Source organism: Blastococcus sp. SYSU DS0533, assembly GCF_054050775.1.
In genome coordinates this window covers 18,439-37,809 of the sequence record NZ_JBJGZZ010000015.1, presented here as the reverse complement: position 1 = coordinate 37,809, position 19,371 = coordinate 18,439, and the positions used below count along the sequence as shown (strand labels likewise).

Sequence of the window (19,371 nt, the reverse complement as noted above, 5' to 3'; positions counted from 1 at the left end):
ACCCCCTGGTGGGAGGTGCGGGGCACCGGAGATCCCCTGGACGGGTGTGCCGGTGCCGGGTGCACCCGTCCGGCACGGTGGCGGGGAGGAGGGCGGACGGCCGGGAAGGCATCACGCACGGTGACCGCCGCGCCCCCGCGCACAGGCCGGATCGGGGCCGGCAAGCTGCGGCGATCAGCCCCGGGAAGCGCGGATGCGGCTCCGCAGCGGCGAGGCAAAACGTTGGGGGAGGGAGAGCCGCCTGTCGGAATCGAACCGACGACCTTCTCATTACGAGTGAGATGCTCTACCGACTGAGCTAAGGCGGCGAACTGCCCGCACAGCCTACGACACGGCTCCGCGTCATCGGCGCAGGGGTGGCCCTCCTGCAGGGCCTGCGCGAGCGCCGGGGAGCAGTGCGGACCCGGGTCAGGCGGGCAGGCGGAGGGCGACGGTCAGCGCCTCGAGAGCCACCTGCGGCTTCACGTTCTGCTCCACCGCCCGGCGGCAGGCGAGGACGGCGTCGATGCGGCGCAGCGCCCCCTCCGCGCCGATCCTGCGGGCGAGCTCTTCCGCATCGGCGCGGCGGTCCGGGTGGTTCAGCTGCAGATCCGCCCCGGGTGCGGCGTCCAGGACCAGCGCGTCGCGGTAGAGGCCTGCGAGGTCGACCAGCGCGCGGTCCAGGGAGTCCCGTCCGAGCCGGGTGGCCCGCGACTTCTGCCGCTTCTCCAGCTCCTTGAGCTGGCCGGCGCCGCGGCTGGCGGCGGCGACACCGGGCCCTCGCGCGCCCACCCCGAGGCTGGCCTTGACCGCTTCGGTCTCGGCGCCGTCCAGGGCGGCGGAGGCCTCGTCGGCCTCCTCCTTCGCCGCGCCCACGAGGTCGTCGGCGGCGTCCAGGCAGGCGGCCAGCGAGACCAGCCGCAGCGGCACGTCGAGCACCGCCTTGCGGGCCAGCCGGGCGTTCTCGTCCCGCGCCAGCCGCCGGGCCCGGCCCACGTGCCCACCGGAGGCGGCGGCCGACCAGGACGCCAGGGCGGGATCGACGGCGTCGCGGCGCACCAGCACCTCGGCGACGGCCTCCACCGGCGGGGTGCGCAGCCCCACGACCCGGCAGCGCGAGCGGATCGTGACCGGCACGTCCTCGGGGTGCAGGCTGGGCGCGCACAGCAGGAAGACCGTGCGCGGCGGCGGCTCCTCGAGCATCTTCAGCACGGTGTTGGAGGCCTGCTCGGTCATCCGGTCGGCGTCCTCGACCACGACCACCTGCCAGCGCCCCTGCGAGGGGGCCCGGCCGGCGATCCGGACCAGCTCGCGGACCTCGGCGACGCCGATCGACAGCCCCTCGGGGACGATCCGCTGGACGTCGGCGTGCGTCCCGGCCAGCACGGTGCGGCAGGCGTGGCAGGTGCCGTCCCCGCCATCGGGGCACTGGAGCGCGGCGGCGAAGGCCCGCGCGGCCACGGACCGCCCCGAGCCCGGCGGCCCGGTGAACAGCCAGGCGTGGGTCATCGCGGTCGGGTCGGCGATCGCCGCCCGCAGCTCGGCCACCACGGCCGGCTGCCCGACCACCTGCGTCCAGACGCCCTCCTCGGGCGCCACCACCGGGGCGGTCACGGGTGCAGCTGCGGCGTGACGCCGGTCTGCGCGTGCGGGTGGTGGGCCGCGGCCCCGTCCCGGCCGTCGTGCCCTAGCTCGGGGGCGGGCTGCGGCTGCGCGACCGGTGGGGCGGGGGTCTGCAGCGGCAGACCGGACAGCAGCTCGGCCACCCGCACCCGGATGGCGGCCGCGAGCTCGTCCGGCGAGCGCCGGGCGTCGAGGACCAGGTAGCGGTCGGGCTCGGCCTCGGCGAGCTCCTGGAACGTCCGCCGCACCCGCTGGTGGAACTCCAGCGACTCGGACTCCAGCCGGTCGGCGGCGGCCCGGCCGCGGGCGCGGGCCAGCCCCACCTCGGGCGGCAGGTCGAGCAGGACGGTCAGGTCGGGCCGCAGCCCCTGTGCGGCCCAGCGGGAGAGCATGCGGACGTCGTCCAGGGGGATGGTGCGCCCGGCGCCCTGGTAGGCCAGGGAGCTGTCGATGAACCGGTCGGTGATCACGACCTCGCCAGCGTCGAGCGCGGGCCGCAGCACCTCGTGCACGTGCTGGGCGCGATCGGCGGCGTAGAGCAGCGCCTCGGCGCGGGGAGCGATGCCCACCTGGGCGCGGTCGAGCACGATCGAGCGGATCCCGGCCCCCGGCGGGGTGGCGCCGGGCTCGAAGGAGGCGCGGGCGGTCAGCCCCTCGTCGGCGAGCCACTCCTGCAGCCGGCGCACCTGGGTGGACTTGCCGGCGCCCTCGCCGCCCTCGAACGCGATGAGCACCCCGCCACCGGCCAGGCGGCGCCGGGCCGTGGTGTCGCGGCGCAGCGCGGTGACGACGTCGGCCAGCAGCGGCACCGGCCGGCCGTCGTCCATCTGCCGGTAGGCGACCAGCCCGACGCCGACGGCCAGCAGCCCGGCGGCGAACAGCATGACCCGCTCCCCGGAGAGCGGCACCGTGAACAGGCCGAGGTCGAGCGAGTGCCGCCCGATGAGCCCCACCCCGAACGGCACCACGCCGAGGGACAGGATCAGCGCCGCGCGCACCAGGGACTGGACGATCGCGAAGGTGCGGCCCCGGATCGAGTCCTCCACCTCGGTGCCGATGAGGGTGAACCCGGCCAGGTAGGCGATGCCGGCGAAGAAGCCCATGAGGACCACAAGCAGCAGCGAGATCCACAGCGCGGGCGACCAGGACAGCAGCAGCACCATGATGCCTGCGCCGACGATCGCCACCCCGAAGATGCGCTCGCGGGCGAGGTCGCGGGCCACGCTGGGACCGAGCCCGATGCCGAGCCCCAGGCCGATGAAGACGGCACCGAAGAGCAGCCCGTACGCCGCCTCCCCACCACCCAGCGCGTTGGCGTAGGCCTGCCCGGTCGCGATGATCGCACCGGCGGCGACGAAGGCGCCGGTGATGCCCACGACCAGGCCCCGGACCAGCGCGGTGTGGCCGGCGAAGGAGAACCCCTTCACCAGGGAGCCGAAGAAGCTCTCCTGCTGGGCGACGACCGCACCCTCGGCCCGGCGGCCGCTGATCGACGGCAGGTTCCAGATCACGACCGCGGCGACCAGGAACGTGAGGGCGTTGACGAAGAGGGCCAGGTCGACCTCGTCCACGCCCGGGACGAGTTCCCCGAGCCCGCCACCGGTGCTGTTCAGGACCGCGAAGACGATGGCGGCCAGCACCGGCGTCAGCCCGTAGGTGGTCACCAGCGAGAGCTGGTTGGCCGGCTCCAGCTGGTCCTTGCGCAGCATGTTCGGGACGGCGGCGTCCTTCGCCGGGATCCAGAACAGGCTGATCGCCTCGATGAGGAACTGGGCGATGAACAGCCAGATGAGGTTGTCGACGAGCGGGATCGACGCGAACAGCGCGAAGCGCATGACGTCGGTGACCACCATCGTCTTGCGCCGGTCGAACCGGTCGGCGAAGGCCCCGGCCAGCGGTCCCAGCACGATCGCCGGCAGCAGCCGGAACAGCAGCACGCCGCCGAGGGCGAAGTTGGCCGCGGCGAAGCCTTCCACCAGCGTGGTGGCGGTCGCGGTGATGGCGAGCAGGCCCAGCCAGTCGCCGAAGCTGGACAGCGACATCGACAGCCAGAGCTTGCGGAAGTCGGGCACCCGCAGGACCGCACGGATCTTCGCCGCCGCGCCCACCGCGCCGGAGCCGTCAGCGCCCGCGGCGGCCGCCCCCGAGGGCGGCCCGTCCTGCCCCACGTCGGTCAGCGGCGGGCCCGCGGACGGGGGTACCGGTGTGCCGGCGGGCGGCAGGCCGTCGCCCGGGACAGCACCGGCAACCCCGTCGGACGGGGGTACCGGGGGCGTCGGCTCGGCCGGAATCGCGGGCTCCCAAGGTCGGAGGGCACCGGAGCGGAGCGGGCCCCGGCGGGGCAACGGTACCGGTCGACCGTGACGTTTCCGGCCCTTCGCCGCCCGGGGGATCATCCGGATCCCCGCGGTTCCCCCACCGTTCACCCCGTGCACAGGGTGGCGGGCAGTGACGGCTACCGGAGCTCCAGCGGGCGGGCCGGCCGGCGGGTGGCGCCCCGGCACCCACCTCCGCTTCGCCGGGGAACGCGCACGGCCCTGCGTCGAGCTGCTCCCACGCGTGGGCGACGAGGCCCCCCACCGGCGCGGGTGGAGTTCCGGCTCGGCCAGGTGCAGGACTGGGTCCCGCCCGGCCCGGTGGGCGTCGTCGTCAGCAGCGCCGTCCTGCACCAGGTGCCCGGGCACCCGGAGCTGGTGGCGCGCTCGGCCACGGCGCTGCCCCCGGGCGGGTGGCCGGCGGTGCAGGTGCCGGGCAACTTCCGCGCCCCCATCCACCCGCTGCTCGTCGACCTGTGCCGGTGCCCGGAGCGGGCCGACCGGACCGCCGAGGCCGCGACCGCGTTGACCGATGCCTACGCCGCCGCCCTGCGCACCGCCCACCCGCCACGCCTCGACGGCACCACGCTGCTGCCCTTCCGCCGGGTGTTCACCGTCGGCACCCGCCCGTCGAGGGCGTGGGCAGCGCGCGGTCGCGCAGATCGCGCGCCGAGGAGGAGTGTTCGTCCGCGCACACCGGCGGGCGGGCGACCTCAGCGCGGGGTGAGCCGGTAGGCGTGCGTCCGGTAGGGCAGCTCGAGCTCCGCCCGACCGCGGGTGCCGGGGTGCCCGGCCAGCAGCTCCCGGACCCCGGCGAGGAACTCCTCGCGACGCATGTCGTCCATCACCGCGACGTAGCTGCGGGTGGCGATCCCGGCGACGACGTCCTCGGGGCCCACGCGCTGCACGACGGCCGACTCGACGACCTCGACGTCGGCTCCGAGCTCGGCGGCGAACCGGTCGACGACGGCCCGGTCGGCTTCGTGCCCGCGCGCTTCGTCGGAGATGAGCTCCCCCAGCGCGGCGACCCAGGGAACGCGATCGTCGCGGGTGTTCCAGACCAGGCCGACCAGCCCGCCGGGGCGGAGCACCCGGCGCAGCTCGCGGGCGGCCGGGGCAGGGTCGAACCAGTGCGCGGCCTGGCCCGCCACGACGGCGTCGGCCGAGGCGTCCTCCGCGGGGACCTGCTCGGCGGTGCCCACCGCCGTCGCGACGGCGGGCAGGCGGACGGCGAGCTCGGCCAGCATCTCCGGCGACGGGTCCACCGCGCGGACGCGGTGACCGAGGCCGAGCACCACCTCGGTGAGCAGCCCGGTGCCCGCGCCGAGGTCGAGCACGTCCAGCTCCCGCCCACGGCCGAGGAGGAACTCCACCGCGTCCGCCGGGTAGGTCGGGCGCAGCGCCGCGTAGCTGCCCGCGACTCCCCCGAACGAACGCGCCCGGGCCTGCAGCGCGTCCGGGTCGGGGGTGGTCACGGGATCAGCCCGCCGAGATCGGGTCCGCGGCCTGCTTGGCCGTCGTCTTCTTCGCCGTCGTCTTCTTCGCCGTCGCCTTCTTGGCGGTGGTTCTCTTGGCCGCGGTCTTCTTCGCGGTGGTCTTCTTGGCGGCCTTCTTCTTGGTCGCCGGGCCGCGGGCACGGCGGTCGGCCAGGAGTTCGGCGGCGCGCTCGATGGTGATCGACTCGACGTCGTCGCCCTTGCGCAGGCTGGCGTTCGTCTCGCCGTCGGTCACGTAGGGGCCGAAGCGCCCCTCCCGCACGGTGACCACGCCCTGGGTGACCGGGTCGGGCCCGAGCTCCTTGAGCGGGGCCTTGGCTGCCGCCCGGCCGCGCTGCTTGGGCTGGGCGAAGATCGCCAGCGCCTCCTCGAGCGTGGTGGTGAAGAGCTTCTCCTCGCTGTCGAGCGAGCGCGAGTCGGTGCCCTTCTTCAGGTACGGGCCGTAGCGGCCGTTGAGCGCCTGGATCTCCTCGCCGTCGGGCGCGGTGCCCACGGTGCGCGGCAGGGTGAGCAGCTTGAGCGCGTCCTCGATCGTCACCGTCTCCGGCGACATGGAGGAGAAGAGGCTCGCCGTGCGCGGGGACTCCTTGCTGCCCTCGGGGACGACGGTGGTGACGTAGGGGCCGTAGCGGCCGGCCTTCACCACCACCGGGTGCCCGGACTCCGGGTCGGTGCCGAGCTCACGGTCGCCCGACGGCGCCTCCAGCAGTTCGCGGACCTTCTCCGTCGTCAGCTCGTCGGGCGCGAGGTCCTCGGGGATGCTGACCCGGGCCCCGTCCTCACCGCCGGCCTGCAGGTAAGGGCCGTAGCGGCCGACCCGGACGACGACCGGGCGCCCGTCGGGGTCGGTGGCGCGCAGCGGGATCGAGTTGACGCCGCGGGCGTCGATCTCCTCCAGCCGCTGGCCGATGACCTGCTTGAGGCCGCCGGACTGCGCGATGGCGCCGGCGTGCCGGCCCTCGCCGCCGAAGTAGAACTCGGTCAGCCAGTCCACCCGCCCCAGGTTGCCGCCGGCGATCTCGTCGAGCTCCGACTCCAGCGACGCGGTGAAGTCGTAGTCGACGAGCTGCGCGAAGTGCTGCTCGAGCAGGTTCGTGACGGCGAACGCGATGAAGGAGGGCACCAGCGCGTTGCCCTTCTTCCACACGTACCCGCGGTCCTGGATCGTCTGCATGATCGAGGCGAAGGTGGAGGGCCGGCCGATGCCCAGCTCCTCGAGCCGGGCCACCAGGCTCGGCTCGGTGTAGCGGGACGGTGGCTGGGTGGTGTGCCCCTTGGCGTCCAGCGCCTGGGTGTCGAGCTGCTGACCGCGCTCCAGGCGGGGCAGCCGGCGCTCGGCGTCGTCGCTGCCGTGGTCGTCCTCGCCGTCCTTCTGCGCACCCTCGTCGCGGGACTCGACATAGGCCCGCAGGAAGCCGGGGAAGGTGATCGTGCGGCCGCTGGCGGTGAACTCGACCGCCTCGTCGGTGGCGCTGCGCCCGGCGAGGCGGACGCTGACGGTCTGCCCGACCGCGTCGCTCATCTGCGAGGCGACCGTCCGCTGCCAGATGAGCTCGTAGAGCCGGAACTCGTCACGCGCCAGCCCCGCGGCCAGCTGGCCGGGGGTCCGGAAGCTGTCACCGGCCGGGCGGATCGCCTCGTGCGCCTCCTGGGCGCCCTTGGACTTCTTCGCGTACCGGCGGGCCTCGGCCGGCACGTAGGCATCGCCGTAGAGCTCGCGGGCCTGCTGGCGGGCGGCGTCGATCGCCTCCTGCGACAGGTTCGTCGAGTCGGTGCGCATGTAGGTGATGTGGCCGTTCTCGTACAGCCGCTGCGCCACCCGCATGGTCTGCGCCGACGACCAGCCGAGCTTGCGGCCGGCCTCCATCTGCAGCGTCGAGGTGGTGAACGGCGCGTACGGGCGACGGCGGTAGGGCTTCTCGTCGACCCGGCTGACGGTGACCTGGCGGCCCTCGAGCCGGGCGGCCAGGCCACGGGCGCCGGCCTCGTCGAGGTGCACGACGTCGCCGGTGACCCGGCCGGTGGCGGGGTCGAAGTCCCGGCCGGTGGCCACGCGGCTGTCGTCGACGCTGACCAGCTTGGCGCGGACGGTGGTGGGCTCACCGGCGTCGGCCCCGGCGCGCCGGCCGGCGACGGCGAAGGTGCCCTCCAGCGACCAGTAGTCGGCCGCGGTGAAGGCCATGCGCTCGCGCTCCCGCTCGACCACGATGCGGGTCGCGACCGACTGGACGCGGCCGGCCGAGAGCTTGGGCAGCACCTTCTTCCAGAGGACCGGGCTCACCTCGTAGCCGTAGAGCCGGTCGAGGATGCGGCGGGTCTCCTGGGCGTCGACCAGGTGGGTGTCCAGGTCGCGCGGGTTGGCCACGGCGCGGGCGATCGCCTCGGGGGTGATCTCGTGGAACACCATCCGGCGCACCGGGACGCGCGGCTTCAGCGTGTCGATGAGGTGCCACGCGATGGCCTCGCCCTCGCGGTCCTCGTCTGTCGCGAGGTAGATCTCGCTCGCGTTCTTGACCAGCTGCTTGAGCCGGGTCACCTGCTGCTTGCGGTCGGGGCTCACGACGTAGAGCGGCTCGAAGGAGTTGTCGACGTCGACACCGAGCCGCGCCCAGGCCGCGCCCTTGTGCTCGGCCGGCACGTCGGCGGCGTTGCGCGGCAGGTCGCGGATGTGGCCGACGCTCGCCTCGACGACGTAGCCGTTGCCCAGGTAGCCGGCGATCTTGTTGGCCTTGGTCGGCGACTCGACGATGACCAGCGGCCGGCCGCCGGGCGCGGCCGAGCCCCGGCGGGAGGGCGTCTTCGCCGCGCCGTCCGTCGTGGGCTCGTTCTCGGTGCCGGGCTGCGTGGTCTTCGTGGGCACGGGACTCCTGTCGGTGGTGCTGAGGTCATGCGGGTGCGGCGTGCCGGTCCGGGCCGGCGGCCCGGCTGCACCGGCCCCGGGGGTCCGGGACCGGTGCGGGCGCCACCGCGGGACGCCCCTCGGCGGGCCACGGTAAGCCACTCCGGTGACGGTGCGCCGGGCGCAACCTCCCCGTGGGCGTGCCGCCACCCCGACCAACGTGGATCCTGCGACCGTGTTCCCGCAGGTGGAAGACGGCGTACCGCGAAGGGGTCGGGCTCAGGGGGCGCTGGTGGTGAGCTCCGAGCCCGCCGGGGTCGCCGCGGCCCCGCCGACGACAATCGAGCGGCGCTTGGAGACGACGACCGCGGCGACGACCACGGCCACGGCGCCGAGCGCGATCGCGACCCGCACCGGGGTGTTGGCGTCCTCCCCCACCGACAGGGCGACCACGGCGGGGGCGATGAGCAGCGCCACGAGGTTCATCACCTTGATCAGCGGGTTGATCGCGGGCCCGGCGGTGTCCTTGAACGGGTCGCCGACGGTGTCGCCGATGACGGTGGCCGCATGGGCCTCGCTGCCCTTCCCGCCGTAGCTGCCGTCCTCCACCATCTTCTTGGCGTTGTCCCACGCCCCGCCGCTGTTGGAGAGGAACACCGCCATGAGGGTGCCGGCAGCGATCGCGCCCACGAGGTAGGCGGCCAGCGGCCCGATGCCCAGGCCGAAGCCCACGGCGACCGGTGCCAGCACGGCCAGCAGGCCCGGCGTGGCCAGCTCGCGCAGCGAGTCCTTGGTGCAGATGTCCACGACGGCGCCGTAGTCGGGTCGCTCGGCGAAGGTCATGATCCCCGGGTGGGTGCGGAACTGCTCGCGCACCTCGAAGACGACGCGTCCGGCCGCGCGGGAGACGGCGCTGATGGCCAGCCCGGAGAAGAAGAAGACCACCGCGGCGCCCAGCACCGCGCCGACGACGTTGTTCGGGTTCACCAGGCTGAAGGCGTCGCCGAGCGTGGCGCCGGCCTCCTCCAGGGCGACGGCGACCTGGGCGTTGTAGGAGCCGAAGAGCGCCGTGGCCGCGAGGACCGCGGTGGCGATGGCGATCCCCTTGGTGATCGCCTTGGTGGTGTTCCCGATGGCGTCGAGGTCGGTGAGCACGCGGGCGCCCTCGTCGTCGATGTCGCCCGACATCTCGGCGATGCCCTGGGCGTTGTCGCTGACCGGGCCGAAGGTGTCCATGGAGACGATGACGCCGGCTGTGGTGAGCAGTCCGCACCCGGCGAGCGCGACGGCGTAGAGGGCCGCCCCTCCCCCGACCAGGAAGGCGCCGTAGACCGCCCCGCCGATGAGCAGCGCCGCGTACACCGCCGACTCGAGCCCCAGGGAGATACCGGACAGGACCACGGTGGCCGGCCCGGTCAGCGAGCTCCGGCCGACGTCCCGGACCGGCTTGCGGCTGGTCTCGGTGAAGTAGCCGGTGAGCTGCTGGATGGCCGCGGCCAGGACGACGCCGACGAGCACCGCGACGAAGCCGAGCACCTGCGGGCTGACCGGCAGGTCGACGCCCGCGCCGGTGCCCGGGAGCAGGGTGAACGAGGCGACGGCGACCAGGAGCAGCGACACCGCGGCGGAGACGAAGAAGCCGCGGTTGATCGGGGCCAGGCCGTTGCGGTCGGCCTTGCCGGGGTTGGTGGCCAGGACGCCCACCACCGAGGCGATGACGCCGATGGCGGCGACCACCAGCGGGAAGACCATGCCGATCGAGCCGAAGAAGACCTGACCGAGGATCAGCGCCGCGACGAGCGTGACCGCGTAGGACTCGAAGAGGTCGGCGGCCATGCCGGCGCAGTCGCCGACGTTGTCCCCCACGTTGTCGGCGATGGTCGCGGCGTTCCGCGGGTCGTCCTCCGGGATGCCGGCCTCCACCTTCCCGACCAGGTCGGCGCCGACGTCGGCGGCCTTGGTGAAGATGCCGCCGCCGACGCGCATGAACATCGCCAGCAGCGCACCGCCGAAGCCGAAGCCCTCGAGGACGACCGGCGCGGTGTCGTCGAACAGCAGGAGCACCAGGGCGGCGCCGAAGAGGCCCAACCCGATGGTGATCATCCCGCACACGCCACCGGTGCGGTACGCGATGCGGAAGGCGGGGCGGTAGCCGCCGCCCTGTGCCGCCGCGGCCATCCGGACGTTGCCGCGGGTGGCCAGCGTCATCCCGATGAAGCCCACCAGCGCCGAGAACAGCGCGCCGACGAGGAAGAACACCGCCCGGCCCAGCCGCGTGCCCAGCCCGCCCTCGGCCACCGGGAGGACCAGCAGCACTGCGAAGACGACGACGGCGAAGACCGCGAGCGTGCGGAACTGCCGGCGCAGGTAGGCAGCCGCCCCCTCCTGCACCGCCCGTGCGATCTCGCGCATCTTCTCCGTGCCCTGGTCGGCGGCGAGCACCGCGCGGACCAGGTAGGCGGCGAAGCCGAGGGCGGCCAGGGAGATGACGAGGACGACGGCGACGAGCGCCGTCTCCCCACCGGACAGCGAACCGTCGGACATGGGTCCTCCAGGCGTCGGCGGCCGCCCGGGTGGCGCCGTGCTCCCCGGCCCGGGCGGAGATCGGCGTCCGCGAACCGGAGGGACCCGCCGGGACACGAACGCGGCGAAGTGTAAGACAGATCACACGTTCTGCGACCCTCTTCGCTCCCGGTGCGCTCCGTGGGCGGCGACGGGCGGCGGCGGGTTGCGCGCGGGTGTGACAGTGGACCCCGTGACCACGCTCCACCCGGTCCGGTCGGCTCCCCCTCCCGGCACGGACGACCGGTCCAGGGGCGGCGCGGCGCCGACCGGGCAGGTGCCGGGCGGCGGGGACCTCCTGACCGCCCTGCTCGCCGGCACGGCCGAGGACGAGCAGCCGGTCACGCACGTGCACCACCTGCCGGTGCGCGAGAGCCGCACCGCCGGCTGGCCGGAGTGGGTCGAGCCCGGCCTGCGCGACCGGCTGGTCGCCCGCGGCGTGCGCGCCCCGTGGCAGCACCAGGTGGCTGCGGCGCAGGCCGCCCGCGACGGCCGGCACGTCGTCGTCGCGACCGGCACCGCCTCGGGGAAGTCGCTGGCCTACCAGCTGCCGGCCCTCACCCGGCTGGCCGAGGACCCGCGCGCCTGCGTCCTGTACCTCGCACCCACCAAGGCGCTGGCCCGCGACCAGCTGGCCTCGGTGGCCGAGCTCGCCGACCCGTCGGTGCGGCCCGCCGCCTACGACGGCGACACCCCGGCCGAGGAGCGGGACTGGGTCCGCCGGCACTCGCGCTGGATCGTCACCAACCCCGACATGCTGCACCGCGGGATCCTGCCGGCCCACCAGCGCTGGTCGAGCACGCTGCGCAGGGTCGCCTACGTGGTCGTCGACGAGTGCCACGCCTACCGCGGCGTCTTCGGGTCGCACGTGGGCCACGTGCTGCGGCGGCTGCGGCGCATCTGCCGGCGCTACGGCGCGGAACCGGTGTTCGTGCTGGCCTCGGCCACCGTCGCCGACCCGGCCGCCGCCGCCACCCGGCTCGTCGGCGAGGAGGTGCTGGCCGTCACCGAGGACGGCTCGCCGCGCCCGGGCGCCACCTTCGCGCTGTGGGAACCGCCGCTGACCGAGCGGACCGGCGAGCACGGGGCTCCACTGCGCCGCTCGGCCGCCGCCGACGCCGCCGGGCTGCTCGCCGACCTGGTCGAGCGCGGCGCCCGCACGCTGGCGTTCGTCCGGTCCCGCCGGAGCGCGGAGTCGGTGGCCGAGCAGGCCCGCCGGCTGCTGCACGACCGGGGCCGCCCCGACCTGGTGGCCCGGGTGGACTCCTACCGCGGCGGCTACCTGCCCGAGGAGCGCCGGGAGCTGGAGCGGGCGTTGTCGGCCGGTGACCTGCTCGGTGTGGCGACCACCAACGCCCTCGAGCTCGGCATCGACATCGCCGGGCTCGACGCCGTCGTCCTGGCCGGCTACCCGGGCACGCTGGCCTCGCTCTGGCAGCAGGCCGGCCGCGCCGGGCGGGCGCAGCGGGAGTCGCTGGTCGTCTTCGTGGCCCGCGACGACCCGCTGGACCACTACCTGGCCCACCACCCGCGGGCGGTGTTCGGCCGGCCGGTCGAGGCGACCGTGACCGATCCGGCCAACCCTTACGTGCTCGGCCCGCAGCTGTGTTGCGCCGCAGCCGAACTGCCGCTGGTGCCCGCCGACCTGGCCGACTTCGGTGGCCCGGTGGCCGAGGCCCAGCTCGAGGAGCTGGTGGCCGCCGGGCAGCTGCGCCGGCGCCCCACCGGCTGGTACTGGGCCGGGCGCGGCCGCCCTGACGTGGACATCCGCGGCAGCGGCGACGAGCCGGTGGCGATCATCGAGGCGGGCACCGGGCGGCTGCTGGGCACCGTCGACGGCGGGGCCGCGCACTCGACGGTGCACGAGGGGGCGCTCTACGTGCACCGCGGCGACACCTTCGTCGTCGACGAGTTCGACCTCGACGACGCCTGCGCGGTGGTCCACCCGGAGAGCCCCGACTGGACCACCGTGGCCCGCGACGTCACCGACCTGTCGATCGTCTCGATCGAGCGGACGCGCCCGCTGGGCGCGGTGACCGCGCACACCGGCGTGGTCGACGTGACCAACCAGGTGGTGGCCTACCAGCGGCGCCGGCTGGGCACCGGCGAGGTCCTGGCGGAGTTCCCGCTGGACCTGCCGCCACGCCAGCTGCGCACCAAGGCGGTGTGGCTGACCCTGGACCACCGGGCCGTCGAGCGGGCCGACGTGGACGACGCGGCGCTGCCCGGCTCGCTGCACGCCGCCGAGCACGCGGCGATCGGCATCCTCCCGCTGCTCGCGACGTGCGACCGGTGGGACCTCGGGGGGCTGTCGACGGCGGTGCACCCCGACACCGGCACCGCGGCGGTCTTCGTCTACGACGGGCACCCGGGCGGCGCGGGCTTCGCCGAGCGCGGGTACGGGGCGCTGCGCCGGTGGCTGCAGGCCACCCGGGCGACCGTGGCCAGCTGCGAGTGCGACGCCGGCTGCCCGTCCTGCGTGCAGTCGCCCAAGTGCGGCAACGGCAACGACCCGCTCGACAAGGCCGGTGCGGTGCGGGTGCTCGACGTCGTGCTCGACGAGCTGGCCGCGGCGGACGAGCGTGGCGCCGGGGACGACCTCGACGACGACGACCCCGGTGCCGAGGACGCCCCGCCGGCGGCGCCCGCCGCCGGCGCGCCCTCCGGCGAGCCGCACCGGCCGGCCGAGGAGGACCTCGTCTTCTGACCCCGCGGGCACCGGGCCGGCCCGAGCCCGGCCGGCGGCGTCGTGGACCCCCAGCCGGCCCAGCCGCAGGGCGACGCGGACCTCGACCGCGACGACCGCCCCCGGGCCGCCCCGGCAGCCGACCAGCTCGGCACCGTTGGCGTCGGCCACCTCGGCCGCCGCGGCGCACGGCGCCGGATCACCGCGCACCGCCTGCCCGGCGGCGGCCAGGGCGGCGAGGTCCGCCGCCGCCGTGGCGCGGTGGCGGGCCACCGTCGCCATCCCGACCAGCACCGCGCCGGCGGTCACCGAGGCCAGGACGGCGGCGAGCACAGCCACCCACACCGTCGCCGAGCCGCGCTCGCCGCTCACCGGGCGAACCCCGCCGCGGGCTCGCGCCATGCGACGGCCTCCGCCGCCACCGTGACCCGCCAGGGCAGCGGCCCCAGCGGCCGCACCTCGGCCGTCACCGTGACCCGGACCTCGTCGCCGACGCCGGTGAGCCCGGTGCGGGCCCCGGACGGCGCGGCCAGGCCGGCCCACTCCGCCACGACCGCGGCGTCCTCCCCGCGCGCCGCCGCCCGCGCGCCCTCCCGGGCGGCGTCGACGCAGCGCAGCTGGGCCCCCACCACGGTGAGGACGGCGACGGCACCGGCCAGCACGAGGAGCAGGACGGGCAGCACCACCGCCGTCTCGGCCGTCACCATCCCGGCCTCCCCTCGCCGGACCGCTCGGTGCCGCACGCTCAGGAGAGGGTGGCCAGCGCCGCCTCGACCAGGTCGGTGAGGCCGGTGACGACGGAGTCGCCGGAGACGACCCGGTACAGCACGGCGGCGAAGGCGCAGGCGGCCACGGTGCCGACGGCGTACTCGGCGGTGCTCATCCCGGCCTCCGCCCGGCTCCGCAGGCGCGCCAGGCGACCCGGGCGGGTCAGGTCACCCGGCCGGCGCCCGGGGTCAGGGGTGGCGTCGGGGTGGGCGTCGGTACCCGGAGCGGGCAGGTCGGCGGTCATGGCGGTCCTCTCGGTCGGGCCCCGGCGGGGCGGTGCTGCGAGCCTCGCGTCCGGGCAGGCCGGGGTCCGTGCGTGCGGGCGATCTGTGGAGGGAGCCGGCGGCTGTGGACGCTCAGCCGAAGACGTCACCGGCGATGCCGAGGACGAGCGGCGCCACGCCCAGGCAGACGAACGCGGGCAGGAAGCAGAGGCCGAGCGGGGCCAGCACCCGCACGCCGGCCCGCTGCACCGCCGCCTGCCCCTGCGCCTGCGCCGTCGACCTGAGCTCCCCGGCCAGGGCGTGCAGCGCCGGCACCGCGGCGGCGCCTGACTCCCCCGCGCGCACCAGCACGCGCGCCAGGCCGCCGAGCTCGGCCGGCTGGCCGGCCCACGCCCGCCGCGGCGCGGCACCCATGCGGTGCAGCGCCGCCACGCCCCGCAGCCGCCGGCCCAGCGGACCGGGCACCGCCCCGGCCACGGCGGCCAGCGCGCCCGCGAGGGGCAGCCCCGCCCCGAGGCAGGCCGCGAGCAGCTCGCAGGCCACGGGCAGCTCCCGCAGGAGGGCCGCCCGCTCCTCCGCGTCCCGGTCGGGCGTCGCGGCCCGCAGCAGCCGCTCCCCGGCGCCGGTGACGACGACGGCGGCGCACGCGCCGACCCCGCCCCCGAGCAGGAGCCCCGCCGCGAGGCCGGCCGCCCCGGCGAGGAGCCACCGCCGGGAGGCCCTCGCGGCCGGCGCGTCCCCGGGGCCCGCGCGCGGTGCCCCGCCCCTGGTCACCCGGCGCACCCGCTCCCCGGCCACGGCCGCCCCGGGTGCCCACAGCGCCACCGCCGCGGCCAGCAGCAGCACCGGCAGCACGGCGGTCACCGCGCGATCCGGCGCACGAGGCGGGCTGTCCACGCGACGCCGGCCACCTCGAGCAGCACCCCGGCGACCAGCAGCCCCTGCCCGGTAGCGGTGCGGGTGAGCACGTGCCAGGGGTCGGCGCCGACGCCGCTGCCCATCGCGAGCCCCAGCACCGGGAGGCCGGCCAGCAGCCGGACGCTGGCCCGGGGCCCGGCGGTGGCCACCAGCAGCTCGCGGCGCCGCCGGAGCCGGGCCCGGAGGTCGTCCTCGACCGCGGTGACCACCGCGGCCAGGGAGCAGCCGGTGCGGGTGCCGAGCGCGACCGCGGCGGACAGCCGGGCGAGCGCGGCCGGCGTCCCGTCGTCGCCGACGGGCCTGCCGGCCACCTCGGGCACCGGGGCGCGGGCGGCGCGCACCAGCGCGGCGCCGCACGCCGGATCGGGGCAGTCGGCCGCGGCCGTACGCACCGCCTCCGCCAGCGTCCGGCCGGCGCGGAGCTCGGCCGCGACCGCGCCCAGCGTGTCGGCCAGCACCGCCTGGCGGGTGACGTCGTCCGCCGCCCGACGGCCGGCCTGCCGGGCGCGCGCCGCCAGACCCGCGCAGCCGGCGGCCAGCACCGCCACGAGCGGCGTGGCCAGCGACGCACCCGCGCCGCCCGCGGCGACCGCGGCGAGGAGCGGCAGCGGTACCTGCTCCCGGACGCGGGCACCGGCGACCCGGCCGGGGCGCAGCAGCCGGTGGCGGGCGACCGTCCGCGCGTCGGGCCAGAGCAGCACCGCACCGACCGCGGCCAGCAGCGCCGCGGTCACGGGCCGGCCAGCAGCCGCCGGAGCGCGTCGCCGGCCGGGCACGGCCCGCCGTCGGCCCGCCAGCCGGGCTCCACGACCACGAGCTCCCCCTGCCGCCGGAGCAGCCCGATCTCGGCCACCTGCCGGCCGGCTGGCGTCCGCCGGAGGTGCAGCACCACGTGCAGGGCGGCCGCGGTCTGGCTGTGCACCGCGGCACGGCCCAGCCCGGCGGCCACGCCCAGCGCCTCGAGCCGCGCCGGCACCTCGGCGGCCCGGTTGGCGTGCAGGGTGCCGCAGCCGCCGTCGTGGCCGGTGTTCAGCGCGGCGAGCAGGTCGACCACCTCCGGCCCCCGCACCTCCCCGACCACCAGCCGGTCGGGCCGCATCCGCAGGGCCTGCCGAACCAGGTCGCGCAGGCCGACCGCGCCGGCGCCCTCGACGTTGGGCGGACGGGTGAGCAGCCGCACCACGTGCGGGTGCGGCGGCGTCAGCTCCGCGGCGTCCTCGCAGAGCACCAGCCTCTCGGCCGGGTCGACCTCACCCAGCAAGGCCGACAGCAGGGTGGTCTTGCCCGAGCCCGTCCCGCCGGTGACGAGGAAGGCCGCCCGCCGCGCCACCACGGCGCGCACCAGCGCCCCGCTCTCACCGGGCAGCGCCCCGCGCGCCTCCAGGTCGGCCAGCGCCTGCGCGCACCGGCGCAGCACCCGCAGGGAGAGGCAGGTGGCACCGGCGGAGACCGGCGGCAGCACGGCGTGCAGCCGGGTGCCGCCGGGGAGGCCGACGTCGACCCACGGCGCGGCGTCGTCGAGGCGGCGGCCGGCCGAGGCGGCCAGGCGCACCGCCAGCCGGCGCACCGCGTCGTCGTCGGGGAAGCCGACACCGGCGGCCCGTTCCAGCCCGGCCCCGCGGTCCAGCCACACCTCGCCGGGCCCGTTGACCAGGACGTCGGTGACCCCGGGCAGCCGCAGCAGCGGCTCCAGCGGCCCGGCCCCGGCCAGCTCATCCTCGGCGTCACGCGCGGCGAGCAGGACGTCGCGGTCACCCAGGAGCCCCCCGGCCTCGGCGCGCACCAGGGCCACCACCCCCGCGCGGGAGGGCACCTCGTCGGCGACGGCGAGCCGCGCCCGCACGCGGTCCAGCAGCGACGGCTCGCTCACCGGCCACCGCCCTCGTCCAGCTCGGCGAGCAGCCGCCGGGCGACGACGGCCAGGGGCGACCGCGGCTGCCCACCCGGCGGCTGGCCGCGCTCGGCCCGGGCGACGGCTCCCCGGTCGTGCGGCAGCTCGGCCGACACCGGCCGGCCCACCACCTCGGCCACGTCACCGGGCAGCAGCCCGCCGGGCAGGGTGCGGACGACCAGGGACGCCGCCGACCACGGGGAGCCGGCGGCCGCGACCAGCTGCCGGGCGGCCGTGGCGGCGCGCAGCCGCGCGGGCACCACGAGCACCGCGAGGTCGGCGTCGGCGAGCACCTCCTGCGCCCCACGGCCAGGGCCCTCGCACCCCGGGCGCGGCAGGTCGACGACGACCGTCCGCCCGGTGCCGCGGCCGGCGGACACCACCGCCGCCAGCGCCGCATCGGGGATCGGCGCCGCGCCCGCGCGGTCGGCGGAGACGAGGTGGATCCCGCCGATCCCGGGCAGGGCGGCCAGCAGCGCATCGCCGGCCACCTCCCCCCGCAACCCGGTCAGCTCGGGCCAGCGCAACCCCTCGGCGAGCTCCGCCCCGAGCAGCAGGTCCAGCCCGCCGCCCCAGGCGTCCGCGTCGACCAGCACGGCGCCGCCGGGGGCGGCGAGGGCGACCGCCGCGGCCACCGTGCTCGCGCCCGCACCACCGCAGGCACCGCCCACGGCGAGGAGCCGGCCCTGCTCGGCCGGCGCGCGGACGGCGGCGGCGCAGCGGGAGAGCAGCCACCCCTCGTCGGCGGGGAGCACCGCGACCCGTTCGGCACCGGACTCGACGGCGGCCGCCCACCCCTCCGCGGGCAGCTCGGCGGTGGCGACGACGACCACCCCCGGGCGGCGGGGCAGCGCGCGCAGCACCCCGGCGGCGAGGGCCTCGGCGCCGACCAGCACCAGCGGCGCCTCGCGGTGGGCGCGCCGCAGCGCCGGGCCACCGGTGGCCAGCTCCGCCTCCGCACCCGCGGCCGCGACCAGCCGGAGCAGCTCGTCGAGCAGCTCCTCGTCGGTGCTCACCACCAGGGGCCGGGAGGGTGTCAGCAGGGGCACGGGGCGAGCCCACCGGACACGGGGCGGACGGGACCAGAACGGCAGTGGAACTGTGGATGACCCCAACGGGTGTGGACACCTTCCACCCGGGTCCGCTACCTGCCGATCCAGCTACCGTGGCTGACGTGTCCCGCTCCGCGGCGTTCTTCGACCTCGACAAGACGGTCATCGCGAAGTCCAGCACCCTCGCCTTCGGCCGCCCCTTCTTCGCCGGCGGGTTGATCAACCGCCGCGCGGTGCTGAAGACGGCGTACGCCCAGTTCGTCTTCTCCCTCGCCGGCGCCGACGCCCAGCAGATGGAGCGGCTGCGCACCCAGCTCACCGCGATGGTGACCGGCTGGGACGCCGCCACGGTCCACGAGATCGTCCGGGAGACGCTGCACGAGATCGTCGACCCGCTGGTCTACGCCGAAGCAGCCGACCTCATCGAGGAGCACCGCGCCGCCGGCCGGGAGATCGTCATCGTCTCCAGCAGCGGCGCGGAGATGGTCGAGCCGATCGGCGAGATGCTGGGCGTCGACCGCGTCGTCGCCACCCGCATGGTGACCGAGGACGGCCGGTACACCGGCGAGATCGAGTTCTACGCCTACGGCGAGCACAAGGCCGAGGCGATCCGCCGGCTGGCCGCCGAGGGTGGCTACGACCTGGCCGACTGCTACGCCTACAGCGACTCGGTCACCGACCTGCCGATGCTGTCCGTCGTCGGCCACCCCACCGCGGTCAACCCCGACCGCGGGTTGCGCAAGGCCGCCTTGCAGCACGGCTGGCCGGTGCTGCGCTTCGAGCGGCCGGTGAGCATGCGGTCCCGCTTCTCGGTGCCGCCCGCGCCGGTGGTCACCGGTGCGGCGATGGGTGTGGGCGCCGCCGTCGTGGGCCTGGCCTGGTACGCCCGGCACCGCGCGGTGCGCGCCGGGCTGCTGCCCACCGACGGCCCGGCCCCGGGCCGGCGCCGCCGCCGCGGCGCCTGAGCTACAGCGCCCGAAGCGCTCCCGCAGCCCGTCCACCAGGGTCCGCACGCCGG

General features: G+C 76.5%; 14 protein-coding genes, 1 tRNA gene and 1 pseudogene. 3 read left to right on the top strand and 13 right to left on the bottom strand.

All coding sequences use genetic code 11. The features are described from left to right. Positions 1–235 precede the first annotated feature (235 nt). From ACI79W_RS16200 to tmk, 3 genes are all read right to left on the bottom strand, one after another. Positions 236–308, bottom strand: a tRNA-Thr gene (locus ACI79W_RS16200). A 100-nt stretch (positions 309–408) separates the two neighbouring features. Then, the gene (locus ACI79W_RS16195) at positions 409–1,593 is read right to left on the bottom strand and encodes a DNA polymerase III subunit delta' (RefSeq protein WP_456563116.1); all 1,185 of its coding nucleotides are present in this window, start codon (positions 1,591–1,593) and stop codon (positions 409–411) included. Then, positions 1,590–3,770 carry a dTMP kinase gene (tmk, locus tag ACI79W_RS16190; RefSeq protein ID WP_456563115.1) on the bottom strand — a complete coding sequence of 727 codons (2,181 nt, stop codon included), beginning with the start codon at positions 3,768–3,770 and terminating at the stop codon, positions 1,590–1,592. Before tmk ends, ACI79W_RS16195 begins: the two co-directional genes overlap by 4 nt. A gap of 420 nt (positions 3,771–4,190) precedes the next feature. Here tmk and ACI79W_RS16185 point away from each other — a divergent pair, with 420 nt between their 5' ends. Next, positions 4,191–4,652, top strand: a complete 462-nt coding sequence (locus ACI79W_RS16185; RefSeq protein ID WP_456563114.1) for a hypothetical protein — start codon at positions 4,191–4,193, stop codon at positions 4,650–4,652. Here ACI79W_RS16185 and ACI79W_RS16180 read toward each other — a convergent pair. From ACI79W_RS16180 to ACI79W_RS16170, 3 genes are all read right to left on the bottom strand, one after another. Beyond that, positions 4,631–5,392: a class I SAM-dependent methyltransferase gene (locus ACI79W_RS16180; protein WP_456563113.1), complete on the bottom strand. Its 762-nt coding sequence runs from the start codon at positions 5,390–5,392 to the stop codon at positions 4,631–4,633. The two genes, ACI79W_RS16185 and ACI79W_RS16180, sit on opposite strands and share 22 nt — an antisense overlap. A 4-nt stretch (positions 5,393–5,396) precedes the next feature. Beyond that, positions 5,397–8,273 carry a type I DNA topoisomerase gene (topA, locus tag ACI79W_RS16175; protein WP_456563112.1) on the bottom strand — a complete coding sequence of 959 codons (2,877 nt, stop codon included), beginning with the start codon at positions 8,271–8,273 and terminating at the stop codon, positions 5,397–5,399. Positions 8,274–8,531: 258 nt separating this feature from the next. Next, complete coding sequence (locus ACI79W_RS16170; protein ID WP_456563111.1) at positions 8,532–10,796, bottom strand: sodium-translocating pyrophosphatase; 2,265 nt, start codon at positions 10,794–10,796, stop codon at positions 8,532–8,534. Positions 10,797–11,007: 211 nt separating this feature from the next. Here ACI79W_RS16170 and ACI79W_RS16165 point away from each other — a divergent pair, with 211 nt between their 5' ends. Then, complete coding sequence (locus ACI79W_RS16165) at positions 11,008–13,521, top strand: DEAD/DEAH box helicase (protein WP_456563110.1); 2,514 nt, start codon at positions 11,008–11,010, stop codon at positions 13,519–13,521. A gap of 72 nt (positions 13,522–13,593) precedes the next feature. Here the strand turns inward: ACI79W_RS16165 and ACI79W_RS16160 are convergent. The 7 genes and pseudogenes from ACI79W_RS16160 to ssd form a co-directional block, all read right to left on the bottom strand. After that, positions 13,594–13,902 (bottom strand): annotated as a pseudogene (locus ACI79W_RS16160) (Rv3654c family TadE-like protein); the annotation flags it as partial. Continuing rightward, entirely contained in the window at positions 13,869–14,207 is a 339-nt protein-coding gene (locus tag ACI79W_RS16155; protein ID WP_456563109.1) for a TadE family type IV pilus minor pilin, read from the bottom strand. The gene ACI79W_RS16155 and the pseudogene ACI79W_RS16160, both read right to left, overlap by 34 nt. Before the next feature lie 38 nt (positions 14,208–14,245). Beyond that, on the bottom strand, positions 14,246–14,512 hold the full coding sequence (locus ACI79W_RS16150; protein WP_456563108.1) for a DUF4244 domain-containing protein: 267 nt from the start codon (positions 14,510–14,512) through the stop codon (positions 14,246–14,248). 112 nt (positions 14,513–14,624) lie between these two features. Beyond that, on the bottom strand, positions 14,625–15,356 hold the full coding sequence (locus tag ACI79W_RS16145; RefSeq protein ID WP_456563107.1) for a type II secretion system F family protein: 732 nt from the start codon (positions 15,354–15,356) through the stop codon (positions 14,625–14,627). After that, complete coding sequence (locus ACI79W_RS16140; protein WP_456563106.1) at positions 15,353–16,144, bottom strand: type II secretion system F family protein; 792 nt, start codon at positions 16,142–16,144, stop codon at positions 15,353–15,355. The genes ACI79W_RS16145 and ACI79W_RS16140 overlap by 4 nt, the downstream gene beginning before the upstream one ends. Then, positions 16,141–17,280 (bottom strand): TadA family conjugal transfer-associated ATPase, encoded by a 1,140-nt coding sequence (locus ACI79W_RS16135; RefSeq protein WP_456563105.1) that lies wholly within the window; start codon positions 17,278–17,280, stop codon positions 16,141–16,143. Before ACI79W_RS16135 ends, ACI79W_RS16140 begins: the two co-directional genes overlap by 4 nt. Next, positions 17,277–18,350, bottom strand: coding sequence for a septum site-determining protein Ssd (ssd, locus tag ACI79W_RS16130; protein ID WP_456563104.1), 1,074 nt, complete (start codon positions 18,348–18,350; stop codon positions 17,277–17,279). Before ssd ends, ACI79W_RS16135 begins: the two co-directional genes overlap by 4 nt. Before the next feature lie 125 nt (positions 18,351–18,475). On the opposite strand from ssd, the gene ACI79W_RS16125 reads away from it, so the two are divergent. Continuing rightward, entirely contained in the window at positions 18,476–19,318 is an 843-nt protein-coding gene (locus ACI79W_RS16125) for an HAD family hydrolase (protein ID WP_456563103.1), read from the top strand. Positions 19,319–19,371 lie beyond the last annotated feature (53 nt).